Origin of the sequence: Streptomyces halobius (assembly GCF_023277745.1) — a bacterium.
Classification (GTDB): domain Bacteria; phylum Actinomycetota; class Actinomycetes; order Streptomycetales; family Streptomycetaceae; genus Streptomyces; species Streptomyces halobius.
Genome location: NZ_CP086322.1, coordinates 4,676,807 through 4,691,050, shown reverse-complemented (window position 1 = coordinate 4,691,050; position 14,244 = coordinate 4,676,807). Strand labels below are relative to the sequence as shown.

Sequence of the window (14,244 nt, the reverse complement as noted above, 5' to 3'; positions counted from 1 at the left end):
CGGGCGCCTCAGCCTTCCTCGCCTTCTTCCTCCTCGTCGCCCTCGAAGAAGTCACCCACCTCGTCGACGACTTCGGCCGCGACCATGCCGCCGGCCACGCCGACGGCGAGTCCCGCCGCACCGGCCGCGATCGCCGTGCCGGTGCCCGGCCCGGAGCGGTGTCCGTGGCTGTCACCAAGGTGGTGACCACCGTGGCCGTCCCCGTCCTTGGGGGCGTGGCTGCTGTGGGCGGCGTAGAGCTCACCGTGTCCGTGGTGGCCGTCGTGGTGCGAGTCGCCGTGCCCGTACGGTCCATGGCCACCATGGGAGGCGCGGTGCTCGACCAACCGACGGATCCAGGAGTCGACTTCGTCGTTCCAGTTGACCAGTGCGACGCGGTGGTGGCCGACGGTGAAGCGGGTGAGCGCGTCGTGGCCCTCGGAGAAGAGGCCACCGCGCTTGTCGGCCTCCAGGACCACCTCCAGCCCGCCCGGACCCGCGAGGAACGTCACCTCGATCTCATTGACCTGATGTGCGTACTGCGGAGGCGGGGTGAGTTCGATCTCCTGGTAGAAGGGCAGCTGCTGGCCGGTGCCGCCGATGTGCCCGTATTCCAGATCGGCGGACTTGAAGCCGAAGCCGAGCTGCCCGAGCGCCTCCAGGACCGCCTCCTGGGCGGGCAGCGGGCGCACGGCCAGCGGGTCGAGGTCGCCCTTGTCCTTCGCGCCGGCCACCGCCAGTTCGGTGCGCACCCCGAGCACGATCCCCAGGCCCTGCCCGTGCAGTTCGGTGATCGGGGTCTCCCACGGCGGCATCACACTGAACGGCACGCTGTGCAGCTCGCCGGCGGCGATGCGGAAGTTCCCGCCGACGCTGAACCGGTCGAAGACGACGGCACCCTCGGACTCCCCGTCGTCGTGCTCCGTTTCGACGCGGGCCACGAGCTCCAGGGCGATGTGCTCGATCGCGAAGTCGCGGTCACCGCCCTTCAGATGGACCTGCCCGCTCAAGGCGCCGCCGGGCAGCACCGCGCCGGGCTCCAGGACCGTGTCCACCGTGGGCCCGCCCACGCCGAGCGAGCCGAACAGCCGCTTGAACACCATCGTGGTGTTCACTCCTTCATGTGTACATGTGGTTCGTCAGCCACCGGCCGGTGGGCCGCCCGAAGAGGGGGGAACCCACCGACCAGCAGGGGATGGTTACTTGGCTGAGGTGTCCAGCGCGGCCAGGGCCTGCGCCCAGCGCGCGTACTTCAACTCGGCCAGATCGGCGACCGTCTTGACGCCGAACGCCTCGTGCAGGAGCTCGCCGTCCCGGTCCGAGACGCCCTTCAGCGCCGACACCGGCGCGGCGAGTATCTCCGGCAGACTCTTGTCCGCCCATGCTTTGTCCAGCACCTTGTCCAGGTCGATCGAAGCCACGACACCCCTCCTAGGGAAACGACGAATGGATGGCGAGGGCGATCTGCCGCTTCGGTGGCCGCGTCCGGCAGCCAATGGCCTGCTCAATGTGGCGCGCCTCTCCCGTCCGGCTGCCCGTCGCCCGCAGGATGGCCCGGAACATCCAGGCCGCCCCTCGCGTTTTCTACACGCATGTAGAAGCATAGGACTGAGGCGCCGCACGCAGGCGGCATTCCGGCGGCTTGCCGGGGAACGTCCGAAAAGCACCCGGACGGGCGACGGAAAACACCCCGCGAGGACCGAAGCCCTACTGCCCCGAACAACACCCGCGAACCGTGCCGTACGGCGCTTCGGCCCGGAACCGCAAGAAAAGCTCGCCTCCCGCACTCCGGACGAACCGGTGGCGCTCGCCCAGCACTCCGCATGCGAGGGCGCGCAGCGTGAGCGTCGGCTTGGGCGCGCACCTCCGGTGAGTCCCTCGGCCGTACGGTCCGCTGCTTCTCGGCGGCCTCGGAACGGCACGGCGCGGGACAGTACTTCTGGCTGCGCGGCGGCCGGCACTCCATCGAGCCTTCTGGCCGCACGGCCGCCAGTACTCCGTCGCCGCGCCACAGATCGTGCAGAGGAGGAGTCCCACCGGCTCTGCCGCGTCGGCGTCGCCCACGGCGGTCAACTCTTGGTCCACGAGCAGTCCTCAGAGGCGAGTTGGCGGCCGGGTCTGCGAACGCGCAGCCGCGATCGGTCGCGTGAGGCGCGCGTCACACCTGCCCGGCCATCGCGCGCTGGGAGACCTCGACCAAGATCTTCTCCCGGTTTTCCCTGGAGACCGCGCCTCGTCTGCTACTCCAGGATAGACAGAGGCGGCAGGCCATCCACGATCTCCATCGTCTCCAGGCCGACCGTCACGATCCGTTTGGGGGGATCGATGATGTAGCGCAAGCCTCGGATCAGTCATTGGGGTCGTCAGGTGATCTCCGACTTCATGTGATCAGCTCCCGTCCTCCCCGGCGTAGTCGCCGCCGTTGGTGCCGTTGTCCGAGTCCCAGAGGCCGACCGGCTCCTGAGTGGCCTCCACCTCGCCGTCATCGGGTGCCCCTGATCCGGCTCCAGGATGTTATGGATATCGACTACGGCGCGCGAAAGGAGGCAGAGCTCAACTGGGAAGGGTCGGCGCGCTTCACCCTCGGGGTCACTGCCAGTTGTGCAGCGAGAACGCCGGAGTAAATGTGAGCCTGATCTTATAGAGATCGGACCACGCCGTAGACGAACGAGTGCGAAGTGCCGGTGTATACGGATCCCAAGCCCGGCGTGCAGGTGCGGTTCTGCCTCTGCCCCGGGATGGAATGACTGCGCTGCAAGATCAACCGGCGTGTCGGACCAACAAGGATTCCGGGATGCTCGACAAGATGGCGGGTTCTTGGGGGCCGCGGTGAGCGAAGTGGAGATCCTCGCGGGCGCGAGTACACAGCACTAAGAGGCGAAGACGCGCCTCCACACTGGTCGCGTCCTCTGTGTATGCGTCCAGGTCCGGCACGAAGACGCTGTCGAACTCCAGGCCCTTCATACTGGCCGCGTTCACGATTCGGATGGGGCGCGCCGAGAAGTCGATGGCGTTCCGGTACTGATCGTCGTGTGCATAGGCCTGGGTGTACTTGGCAAGACCGAGGTGCGTGAGTCTGCTCTGGATATCTCGCAGCAAGTGGGTCGACCTGCAGATGATTCCGATGCTTCGCTCTGGATGTGCGTTGAAGTACCGGGAAACTTCAGTGAGCAGATACTCCAGTGAGGGAACTTTCAGGACTGTGGGCGTACGACCGGCGCGTGTCGGCAAGGCCATCTCACCTCCGGCCTCCTCGCGGAACTTGGATGCCAGTTTCGCGATCTCCCGACTGTTCCGGCGGTTCTCGCGCAGCACGAGTGGATCGGCCCGTATGGCCAGGGCCCGGCATATCTCGGCCACGGTGCTCTGATCGTCGCCGATCCGCTGGTTCTCGTCTGCGCATACAGTGACGCCGACACCAAGGATTCGGCACAACTGATAGAAGCCGACGGGCAGGTTCTGACCCTCGTCGATCACCAGGTGTGTGGTCGACCCGACACTCTGCAAGATGCAGTTCCGCTGCATCTCGATCCAGTCGTAGCTCCAACCGTCCTCGTCGGTCTGCGGCGGATCGGCCCGGAAGCGCCGGCGCCAGAATTCCCTGATCCACCGATGGTAGGTGGTGACGGACAGAGCTTCCGTGAGGTCCGGAGCCAATTGCGCGAGGTACTGATGCAGCAGATTGGAGCGCGTGAAGAGGGCGACATCGCGACCGGCGGTCGCCAGTGCCCAGGCGCGGTAGACGGCCGTCACGGTCTTTCCGGCGCCGGGTGCCCCAGTGATGACGTGGCTTCCGTGGAACGGAAGATCGATGACGGCCTGCTGCTCGAACTCGAGGTCGAGGAGGGAAGGGACCTTCATGGTAGATCGACGGCTTCGGCCGATTCCTCGAGTGCGGCCTGTACGACTCCCCGAAAGAATCCCGGGACCTCGCCGTCACCGATCAACAGTGTTCTGTCCAAAAGGGAGTTGTCGATCTCGCAACATGTCTCGGGAAGGAGCGTGCACGCATGGCAGGCAGCACGGTTGAGGTTGGCCAGAGACCTACCGGTCGAGTCGGCGCACAGAGGGTCCTGGGAGCACCACTGCGCCGATTCGAGCAGCCGGATCAAGGTTTCGACGAGGTTCGGTGGTTGTCCCTGGCGGACGAGGCCGCCCAGCGTTCCTTCTGCATCCCCGGCGGCTGTGTAGATGAACACGCCGGCTTGGGGCGGAAGTTCGCTGCCCGGGGCGTGACTTCGGGCATAGACGCGTTCCCGTAGCGAGGCTGCGTTGTACCCGCTGTCATAAGAGAGTTGACGGATGAAGTGATGGGCCAAGGTGTGCAGCATCACGAATCGCGGGCGGAGCTCCGGACCCGATTTTCCTCTGAGGCGGTCGGTCTTGAAAGAGGCGTCCAGGTTGCGTTCGATGCGTCGTGTCCAGTCGCGCACCGACGGAAGTCTCTCCCAGGCACTCACACGCTCCTCGTCGAGGGCGATGAAGATACCTTCACCGTAGGTCTCTATGGCGGGAAGCCATTGGGCCCGGGCCTGCGTGTTGACCGACACGACGCGCCCGCCTTCGCCCTCTTCGCCGTTGCCGGAGCTGGGCTCGTACCGCGAGAATCCTTCGAGCGCGCGTACCTCGCGAACCCGGTCCGCGACGACGATCGTGGAGATGCCCGCAGCCAGTTCCTGCATGGATTCGGGTGCGTCGTCGTCGATCCCGAGGTGGGTCCGTCGCACGGAGAAGGTCTTCGAATTGACGACGGATCCAGGGACGGAAAAGGCCGCCCATTCGGCGATACTGAGGTCGTCATCCGCATCAGCCGCAGACGGCATCGACGCAGCTTCGTCGGAATGGCGGCGTCGCAGAGTCTCTACGAATTCCTCCGAAACCTCGCACTGGATGGCGATCACAGCTCTGAAGTGATCGGAAATCGGGCTACCATCCGCACTGTTGAAGTCCAGCCACATGGGATGATTGACGACCTTCTGGGTCAATGCGTCTTCCTCGGACAGACCCGCAGGCGCGGGGATGTCGAGAGCGGAGTGCGTGATCGGGAAGTACACATTGGAGGCGCCGCGCTGTACCGCTTGCGGTGTTTCCTCGCAGGGATCCGCCTCATCGGTCTCGGATTGCCAGGGGTGGGTTCCCGAGCATTGCAGGCCCGTCTGCTTGAGGATGTTCTTCTGGCTGATTCCGGCCAGATTACGTCCGGCCCGGCATACGGCACAGACGACGCACAGGGCTTCCAGCCCAGAGGATTCGGGAGTGGCGACGAACCGAAGCCGGCGAACCTGGCATTGGCGCTGATCATGCCCTTCACTCTTGGAGTGAGCCCATCGACGCCAGTCGATGTCGGCCATATGACCTGCCCTGCATACCTGAATGAAGCGCATCGGGGCCAGCTGAGGCTTTCCTGCACAACGTCCGCAGGTCGGTTGCTTGTCCCGTAGCTCTCGCTCGCGATCCAGGCGCCAGAGCTGCATTTCCCTGCACTGAGGGCAGAACAGCCACTTGGGGAATCGTACGTACGAGGGTCCGATACGGGTCGCGTAGGCGGCCTTTCCGGAGGGAATGACGGGGGCCGAACGGAACTCTGCAACCCTCAATTTCCTCGCGAGCCGTGGTGATTCCACCCGCTCGGCGCTGGGCGCCCAGCTTCGGACATCGGCGGCTACGAACGATTCGCCTCGGAGGTCGAGGATCCCGCCGACGCCGAAGGGGACGATGGTCTGTGCCCTGCGGACCTTGCGACGAATATCCTTCACTGCTCTCACGCTCCTTTCACGGCGACGAGGCACTCACGGTCGACGTTGCGCATCGACTGAGCCGTCTCCCACAGGCCACCTTGCTTGCCGAAGTCGGTGAGGAGTGCCTCGTGCGACCGCCCCTGGGGCTGGTAGTAGAGACGGCTGCCATCGGCACGCGCGATTTCGGCCTCCTGCCGCCAGGCTACGATCAGCGAGTCCAACTGTGCAGCCGCGGCATCGGCCTCGTCCGGATCGGCCCGCCGCACGTGGTCCACCACGAGGTCACGGATCCGGGCGACTTCGGCTGTGCGATCGAGGATGTCCCCGGCCTTGTTCTCCGCGTCCAGACGTATTCCGTGTCGCACCAGGATGGTGAGCACCGCGTGCAGGGCTCGGTTACGAGAGGGCAAGGACCACGGTGTGACGCTGGTCGGTTCGACGTGCCGATAGAGCGAGCGGTGGTAGACACCGAACGACTCGTAGTGGGATCGGTCGCGTGGTTTGGACGATCGGAAGAGCGTGACGATCAGTCCCGGTACATGACGACGACCGACGCGGCTGGTGGCCTGGATGTATTCCGATGTCGTCTTGGGTTGCCCGTTCATGAGCATGAGGCCGAGCCGCGGAACGTCGACGCCCACGGAGAGCATGTTGGTCGTGGCGAGGAAGGAGACACTGCCGCGTTCCTTGAAGCTTTTGCCCAGGCGCTCGAGGAGTCGTGGCTGAGCGGCGCGCGGGATGTTGCTTGTCAGCTCGACCACCGAGTCGTCGTTCAGCTTACGCCGTCGGGTTTCGTCCTTCGTCAGATGCTCAAGACGCGCGGGGATGTCGTCTCTCGCGATTGTGACGGTACGTCCGAGTTCCCGCAGGCTGTTGTGATAGGCGACCGCAGTCCAGTACGCGTCGCGGAGGGTGTCGTCGTCACAGATCTCCTTCGGGGCCTGCAATGCGGCGGCACCCACGTGAACGGTCGAGGTCGAGGCGGTGTGCCCCTGTGCCATGACACCCACGTACAGACGTCCGGGCTCGTCCTTGTCGGGCGAGGCGAAGTAGGAGTGACCGGCTTTGATCCCCGACGGAGGAAAGAGCTGTGCGGGGCGACCATAGAGGCTGCGGATCTGGTCCTGGGAGCGTCGAATCGTCGCGGTCGACGCGATGACTTTCGGCACGGTGCCGCCCCAGGCGCACAGCTCAAGGATGGCCGATTCGTACAGACCGACCGTTGTTCCCAGGGGGCCGGCCAGCAGGTGCAACTCATCCTGAATCACCAGCGAGGGTGCGCGCTTGCCGTCCCTGCCGAAGAGGTTCCCGGCCTCCCGTTCCCATGCCAGGCGTGCGAACTTGTCCACGGTGCCGAGCACGAACGTCGGGGGTTCCTTGTAGATCTGTTCGTCCACGACGGATACCGGGAGGCGCTCGTGGAAGACACAGGTGTCGCGCGGACAGAAGAACGAGGTGGTGACGCCATCCGCCCGGATACCGAAGTCCCGGTCCTGCCCCTGGCGTTCCGGGACGATCTCGGTGCCGCACCAGGGACAACGCTCCAGCAGGAATCGATCATCGGGCGCGTTCATCTGCTTCAGGATGCCGAGCTCGTCCTGCGCGGCGGAGATCTTGTTCGGCGTCGTGTCCTTGCCCACCCAGAGTCCGATGGAGATGGGCTCCTGCCCCAGATCGTGGGGCAGCGGCCCGTCGTGTCCTTTCCTGATGTACTCGAGGGCACAGATGGCCGTCGCCGTGCGCTGGAACTGCTGTGTGGTGAGCAGGCTCAGCGTGTATCGGCTCAGAACGGCAGTGCCGCCCCCGGCCGCGCCGAACCGCAGCCGGCGCCAGAGGATCTCGAAGCAGGCGGTGAGGAGGTATGCCTCCGTCTTGCCTCCTCCTGTGGGGAACCAGATGAGGTCGACCGTCTTACGGTCCTCGTGCTCCGGGCTCATCAGGCCCTCGACCACGAGCAGGAAGTAGGCGAGCTGGAACGGGTGCCACGCATAGTCGCCACCGGGCTCGGACAGTTCGAGCACTTCGCCGCCCCTGCGGCGTCGGTTGCCCGCCAGTTCCGGGCGGCTGTGGAGCATCTGGAGCGCCATGGCTCGGTTCGCCAGGCGAAAGGCTTCGCGTGCCTTGTCTCCTGCCGGGGTTGATGCGGTGAGGGCCTCCACTCCCGACGTCATACGGTCGAGTGCGGTCTCGATGCGCTGGAGGATTCGTGCGGCGGGTGCGGCGGCCCATGGCTGCAAACCTTTCGCCTGCGACCGCTGGGTGTCGAACCACTTGCGGTAGCCCAGGACGAAGGTGTGCAGTTCGGCCCGGAGGTCTTCCACTGCGAGACCGGTCCGGGACAGGTGCGCGAGGTTGAGTACCGGCAAGTCCTTGGGGCCGTCGGGTTTGATGTGCTCGACCACTTGCTGAGGCATGACCTGCGCTCGCACGGTGGTGACCAGGTCGGAATCGGGGTCCCACTCGACGGCGCATCCGTGCCCCACGGCCCTGGTCACGATGTGCCGGTACTGGACTCGAAGCTCCTGCTCCTCCTCGTCGCGGCTGTTGAGACGGGTGCTCGGGTACTCGAGCACGGTCCCGCCGACCGTCGTCGCCTGAAGTTCGGCCTGAAAGAGCATCAGGTCCCGATCCTTGTATGTGCTCTCCTCTTCGTCGTGCGCGTTGGCGAGCACGCACGTGACGAGATGTCCGGCGCCGAAAGGGCGCCACCGAACATGGAGACGACCGTGATCGTCCAGAACGCTGATCGGGGCCGTCCGTTCCGCGCCGACGGTCTTCGTCGTGGAGAGGCGCGGTTGCCTTCGCCAGCTGCGACGTCCGCCCTCGCGGGACGTCACGTAGCGGGAGGCCCCACACGTCACCTCGATTTCAGGTGCGTTGGTGAAGAAGGAGAAGCCGAGAGATGAAGGAAGCCACGCATTCGCCTCGGCCACCGGATCGTCGGCGAAGCTGTCCTCCTCTCCGTTACCGGCCTCGGTCTCGTTGAAATCCTGCTCGCCGTCCTCCTGCGAGTGCTCCAGCAAGGAGGCTCCACGCGGATACAACGTGCCCATCAGGTAGCGCCGGTCCGGCGGGTCGACGAGGGTCTCGTCCTCGGCGACGGCCGGGCCGACCAACTGGCGGCGGAGGTACTTCACGAAGTCGGTGCGGTGATCGGAGAGCCGTGATTCGGAGTCGTTCACTTGAGACGCCCCTCCCGAGTCAGCACGGCCACGCCCAGGTCCTTCAGCGTCTGGTGGGTGCCGGGGCGGCAAGCGACCCAGAGCTGGGCGCGGGCTCTGGTCCAGGCGACGTAGAGCGCGTCGAGACGGCCGTCGAGGTGTTCGGGTTCGAGGTCGATCAGACAGACGACATGGTTCTCGTGCCCCTTGAAGTCGGAGACGGAGGACCAGGTGAGACGGTGCTTCGTGCGGTCGGTCCCGACTACGTCGGCGAATCGCTCGATCTTGGAGGCTCGCTGTGACAGACGGGCCGAGCTCGTTTCCCAGTCCCCGGAAGCGGACAGCAGCGTGATGTCCTTCGGCGAGACACCCTCCCGCACCAGTTCGTTCACATAGGCGTCGAGAACGGTGGCCTCCTCCTGGGCGTCGTGCACGTCGGCGAAGCGGACCGGCTCACCCTCGCCCGCGGAGGCGATGCCCACGTCGGCCCCCGTGTAGAAGCGGACCTGCTTGACGATCTGCACCGTATTGCGGCAGTTGCGCTTCATGGGCCCGTACACGGAGCCCAGAGGGCGCAGGTACTCCCAGGCTTCGGGGTCGTAGGCGTCCGGGGCGAGTACCTGGTTGTTCTGATCCAGCATGAAGATCCAGCGGCCTTCGGCGAGGCCGCCCGATACCAGCTCCTCCAAGGTGCTGAGACGCTCGAAGGTCATCAGATCCTGTGCCTCGTCCACGATCAGTTGGTCGAAGGCGCGGTCCCGAACCTCGTCCAGACGGTCGTACGGCAGGACCGTGATCGCGTCGTCGGTGAGGATCCGGTCCATGTGGGCAACCAGCGTGGTACTCGCACAGGTGAACAGGACGCTGCCGTTGGCGGACTTGCGGCGGGCCGCCTCGGCGGCGAGAAACGTCTTGCCTGTGCCTGCTCCACCGGTCCAGATGAGGCGCGGATTGGACTCCAGCTCGTCCAGCCTGTCGAGCTGTTCGTTGGTGAGGCGTTCGAAGGTGACGTCGAGATGCGTCAGCCGGGACTGCAGATTGGGCACGAGGTCGAAATCCGGGCGGACGGCCTCGAGCATTCTCTTGCGCAGGGAGGCGGAGACGGGGATGCGGGCCCACCTGTTCCGCTTCAGCCAGAAGCGGGTGGCTCGTTCGATGCCTTGCGCAAGACCGCGTCCGCCGTCGTACGCGGTCTTGCCGAGATACTGTTGGGGCTCGAATTCGGTCGTGCGTTGAAGGTCGATGTCTGTGGTGATCACGAGATAGCCGCTGGGGACGCCATGATCTCGCAGGTCACCGACCAGGGCGCCGATCTCCCGGTCGAACTCGTGCATGCCGCCGCTGGCCTGCGCGAAGGGGCTCTCCTCGGGGCCTGTTTCGCGTCCGGGCGGGCCGTAGTACCACTTCCCGTCGCGGTGGTGGACGCGACCGCCCTTGACCTCGATGAAGAGCAGGATGTCGGGCATGATGACGACGAAGTCGATCTCGCCGACACGCTTCTTGCGGTGCTGGGGGAGATGAACCGTGTGCAGTGCGACGCTCCGGTCATCAGGAATTGCCTTGAGTGCCGCGAACACACTGCGCTCGGCCTGGCTCCTGGTGCTGCCCGAGATCTCGCTCGGAATGATCCGCATCCACTCTCCCCATGGTCACGCCAACAGGTTCCCAAAATACCGAGTGATGGATCCTCGGGGCACGGGCCCTGGCAAGGAGGTGCTGGCAGCGAAGGCCCGATGAGTGATGGACTACGAACAGAGACGGAGTGCGGGCGCGGGGGCGTGATGACCACGGAGCGGGACGGTGCATCCAGCAGGCGGATGACTGATGCTGGTTGGGGTCTACTCGTCGGACTCATACGTCGATTCACGGCCGAAGGACTCGACCGCCGGACGGCTCTGAGGCAGGTGATGAGGGCCGCGCGCCTCGACGCGGAGCAGACCCAGGCCTTGTACGAAGCTGTGACAGCGCCGGAGGTGGAAGACGAGGACGTCGAAGAGGAACCGGCCTTCACTCAGAGCGCGACTGCCGACCACGGGGACGATCTCGACCATGTTCTCGACAACTTGGATTCCCCCGAGGAGGAAGAAGAAGTCCCGGACGTCGAGTCCCTTCGAGGGACGGTGCGTGTCGACGACATGGACGCGGCTCGTCGTGCCGCTCGGGACTTGCTCGAGGGCGATCGGAGGCGAGTGCACCCGCACCGGCGTCTGCTGAGTGCCGAGGAGGAAGTGGGCCTCTGTCTCCTGTTCCGAGGAGCCAGAACCCCATCGGAGTTATTGCCCGACGGCTATCTGGCGAGAATTTCGCCGGATGGCGAGGCGTACCGGGCCCTTTCCGCGATGGTGATCCATAATCAGCGTCTCGTTCATAAGATCATGCAAGGCATGGGGTACTGGCCAGGAAGTCCCTTGTACGAGGACCTTGCGCAGCACGGCATGATCGGGCTCATCCGTGCCGTGGAGAAGTTCGATATTTCCATGAGGTGCAAGTTTTCCACCTATGCCACCTGGTGGATTCGGCAACGCATCACCCGGGCCGTGGTCAACGAAGGGGCGGCCATTCGACTCCCTCTCCACGTCTGGACCGATGTGGAGAGGGTACGGAAGAAGGAGCGGGCATTTCTCGACCAGGGCAGAACCCCCACTGTCGATGATCTTGCCTTGGCGTGTGAGCTCATTCCTGCAAAGGTGATGGACTGCCTGCGGTTGGGGCATCGGGCGGTTCTGTCGCTTGAGCAACCCGTCGGTGAGAACACGACTCTCGGAGAATTTGTCGTCGATGAGTTTCGGCTGGTGCCGGGCCCGGAACAGGCGCTGTGGTCAGAATTCGAGCGCGAAGAGATCTTCCAGCTGTTCGATAAGTGCGTGTTCACGGAGAGAATTCGGAAAATTCTTCTGCTGAGATACGGATTCATCGACGGCGTATCCTGGACATTGGACGAAATCGGTAAGGAATTCGGCGTCACGCGCGAGCGTATTCGGCAGATCGAGAAGCGAGCGCTGAAGGACCTGAGGATCCAAGTGGGATTGGATCCCGACGATCCCGAGGCGGAGCGCCGTCGTCTGAAGGCTGCTCGACGAATCGCTCAGGAGGCCGCTCGAAGGACCGCACCTCGCAGAGGCCCGGAGGCGCGGGAGGAAACGGGGGGCGGCGAGGCGCTGCCGAACGATCGTGTCGGCACGCCGGAGACAGAGAGCAGTTCCGACGTGAGAGAGGGAACGGTGGCGTCGAAGGAGACGGAGTTCGGTCGGTGGTTGGCCGAGCGCATGCAAGGAAATGGGACGGACGAAAATGAACTCGCACACTGGCTGGGGGTGACGCGAGCGCTCGTCGATGCCTGGCTCGACGACCGCGCTGTGCCTCGCCCGGACCTTTTGGCCAGGGTGCAGGAGATTCCTGGATTCGAGGACGAAGCAGGGCAGGTCTCCGTGGTTGGTCCGGAATCGCAGGACGAACCTGCGGAGACGTCTGTCGTGTGGTATCACCGCCCTGGACACGACGATGGTGGCAGGGAGTTCGGCAACGCGGCGGCCTTCGCCTTCGAGGCCGATCTGGAGGTCCTGGCCCGTGAGGCCACCCAGAACAGCCTGGACGAGCGCGACAGGAGGAACGACCTCCCGGTCAGGGTCCGTTACACCCTGCACGAACTGACCGGTGACACTCTGGCCCGGTTCCGTACGGCGATCCGCTGGCACGACCTCCACCCGCACTATGAGGCGGCCGCCGCGCAGGACCAGAAGGTCGGGCGCGTCATCAGCGCCGGTCTGCGGGAGATGTGCGAGCGGGATCGGTTGGTCCTTCTTCGCGTCGACGACTACAACGCCAACGGGCTGACCGGTGACGACTACGAGGACGGCCGATTTGCCGCCGTGGTGCGGCGTCAGCTCGAAAGCCGCAAGTCGGATGTGGCGGCCGGAGGTTCATACGGCCTCGGGAAGGCCACGCTCTGGGCGACCAGCCGTCTGGGGCTCGTCCTCATGAACTCCACGCTCTCCGAACCACACGAGGGGCACACCCAGCGGCGGTTGATCGGACGACTCGATCTGCCCTGGAGGGAGGTGGACGGCAGGAGATTTGCCGGTCCCGCCTGGCTGGGGCGGCCGGATGCCGAGGCGGACAACGCAGAGGTTGTCCGCTCCTGGTGGGCTGACGAAGACACGGTCGAGAAACTGCATCTCACCCGCGAGAGCGATGATCCCGGCACGTCCTTCCTGATCGTCGGAGCACATGATGTCGCCAGCCTCGCCGAGGCCGGGCCTGATCAAGATGGCGAAGCGGGCGACGACGAGGACAGCCTGGAGCGCATGCACCAGAGGTTGGTTCGTGCGCTCGGCCGCAACTTCTGGGCTGCGATGACAGCGGGAGGCGACCACCGGCCACTGTTGGAGGCATCGGTGCGGACGCTGCGCAATGGTGTGGAGCACCTTGAGGAGGAGCGGGTCGATCCACAAGTGCATCAACCTGCGCGCGCCCGTGCTCTTCAGGCATTCCTGAGCGGCACCACGGTGGGTCGCCTCACCGAGTCGGGCCAAGTGGCCCTCACCACGGTACCGTTGAAGATTCCCGAGAGGGATGGTCTTACCGGTACGGCCGGCGAGCACCGGGCGGTGCTCCTCGTCACCGAGGCCACTGACGCCGATGGCAGGATCAACCAGGTGACTGCGATGCGCGGCAATCGCATGACGGTCAAGACCAGTTGGGTGCCTGGCCTCCCTGTGGGGACCAATCCGTTCCAGGCAGTTCTGCTTGCGGGTCGGGCGGCGGGGGGTGATGCGCCGTTCGCGGCCGAGGCCGAGGAGTTTCTTCGTTCCTCCGAGCCGCCGGAGCACAACAAGTGGGGCCAGACCGAGGAGTTGAGGATGCGCTACTCGCCCTCGGCCCATCGACGGATTGCAGCGTTGACGTCGGAGACAAACAGGGCCGTTCACGAACTTGTGGCGATCCCCAAGGAGAAGAAGCCAAGCGGAACGAGCAAGGTGAGCAAGCGGCTCAAGCTCTCGGGCAGGCCCAGCAGAAAGATCAGGGGGACGGTGATGCCTCCGAGACTGGACGATTTGGAGGCCGTGATCGACCCTTCCGGAGCGTGGCAGATAACCGCCGAGGTCAAGGTGACGCCTGGGGGAGAGCCCTGGCGTATGAGCCCCGTCGCCAAGCTGGAGGTTCGCTCCGGCCCTCGTCCAGTCGTCAAGTGGGCTGAGCTCGTCGCTGTCAGCAACTGTGAACTGTGCGATGGCGTACTGCATTTCCCGCCTGGGACCCGCCGTGCCGTCTTCCGGGGCGTCACTGATGTGTCCACACATCCGGTGCGGGCCGCGCTGACCGGTCTCGTCGTCGAACTGCAGGAGAGCAAGGGAGGCGTGGCGTGA

7 protein-coding genes are annotated in these 14,244 nt (G+C 65.1%); 1 reads left to right on the top strand and 6 read right to left on the bottom strand.

From position 1 onward, the window contains the following. Window positions 1–8: 8 nt before the first annotated feature. From K9S39_RS21240 to K9S39_RS21215, 6 genes are all read right to left on the bottom strand, one after another. Complete coding sequence (locus K9S39_RS21240) at window positions 9–1,082, bottom strand: sporulation protein (protein WP_248868886.1); 1,074 nt, start codon at window positions 1,080–1,082, stop codon at window positions 9–11. A gap of 96 nt (window positions 1,083–1,178) precedes the next feature. Continuing rightward, window positions 1,179–1,400, bottom strand: coding sequence for a hypothetical protein (locus K9S39_RS21235; protein WP_248864949.1), 222 nt, complete (start codon window positions 1,398–1,400; stop codon window positions 1,179–1,181). Between the two features lie 1,339 nt (window positions 1,401–2,739). Further along, window positions 2,740–3,840 (bottom strand): DEAD/DEAH box helicase, encoded by a 1,101-nt coding sequence (locus K9S39_RS21230; protein WP_248864947.1) that lies wholly within the window; start codon window positions 3,838–3,840, stop codon window positions 2,740–2,742. Then, complete coding sequence (gene drmB / locus K9S39_RS21225; RefSeq protein ID WP_248864946.1) at window positions 3,837–5,735, bottom strand: DUF1998 domain-containing protein; 1,899 nt, start codon at window positions 5,733–5,735, stop codon at window positions 3,837–3,839. Before drmB ends, K9S39_RS21230 begins: the two co-directional genes overlap by 4 nt. A gap of 5 nt (window positions 5,736–5,740) precedes the next feature. Then, window positions 5,741–8,899 (bottom strand): helicase-related protein, encoded by a 3,159-nt coding sequence (locus K9S39_RS21220; protein ID WP_248864944.1) that lies wholly within the window; start codon window positions 8,897–8,899, stop codon window positions 5,741–5,743. After that, window positions 8,896–10,512, bottom strand: a complete 1,617-nt coding sequence (locus K9S39_RS21215; RefSeq protein WP_248864943.1) for a nuclease-related domain-containing DEAD/DEAH box helicase — start codon at window positions 10,510–10,512, stop codon at window positions 8,896–8,898. Before K9S39_RS21215 ends, K9S39_RS21220 begins: the two co-directional genes overlap by 4 nt. 273 nt (window positions 10,513–10,785) lie before the next feature. On the opposite strand from K9S39_RS21215, the gene K9S39_RS42450 reads away from it, so the two are divergent. Further along, entirely contained in the window at window positions 10,786–14,244 is a 3,459-nt protein-coding gene (locus tag K9S39_RS42450) for a sigma-70 family RNA polymerase sigma factor (protein ID WP_319949570.1), read from the top strand.

Coding starts and splice junctions, on each gene's coding strand:
- K9S39_RS21240 (WP_248868886.1), bottom strand. CDS start 1,082: ATGGTGTTCAAGCGGCTGTTCGGCTCGCTCGGCGTGGGCGGGCCCACG.
- K9S39_RS21230 (WP_248864947.1), bottom strand. CDS start 3,840: ATGAAGGTCCCTTCCCTCCTCGACCTCGAGTTCGAGCAGCAGGCCGTC.
- K9S39_RS21215 (WP_248864943.1), bottom strand. CDS start 10,512: ATGCGGATCATTCCGAGCGAGATCTCGGGCAGCACCAGGAGCCAGGCC.
- K9S39_RS42450 (WP_319949570.1), top strand. CDS start 10,786: ATGAGGGCCGCGCGCCTCGACGCGGAGCAGACCCAGGCCTTGTACGAA.